At 38.2% G+C, this 272-nt stretch carries 1 protein-coding gene; it reads right to left on the reverse strand.

Annotated features, from left to right (window positions below; genetic code table 11):
* Window positions 1-272: ribonuclease E/G (locus tag AOA60_RS23190; RefSeq protein ID WP_178075400.1), on the reverse strand; the 272-nt coding region annotated here is incomplete at both ends.

The following is a 272-nucleotide window of genomic DNA, read 5'->3' on the forward strand; positions in this document are numbered from 1 at the left end:
AGCCTCACAAAATTTTGATAATCTTCACTATTATCCAGGACCACCTCAGTTTGTCCGTCGCTGAAAAAGTCAAAGTAGATTCTTTGAATAATAGAAGATTGACGGTGGAGAAGTGAAGGTATGGATGTAGAGTTGCTTGCTTTATGTAGCATCTCTGTATGTTGATTTCTTAACCAAGCTAATTCCTCTCTTATTTCATCCTCTTCAGCATCTTCTGCAACCGTTCTAAAGATGATACCTTCATCCCCTTTTACTAATTCAGAGCCTAAGTC

The organism is Pseudomonas sp. 2822-17 (assembly GCF_002742485.1).
GTDB classification, from domain to species: Bacteria; Pseudomonadota; Gammaproteobacteria; order Pseudomonadales; family Pseudomonadaceae; genus Aquipseudomonas; species Aquipseudomonas cyclaminis.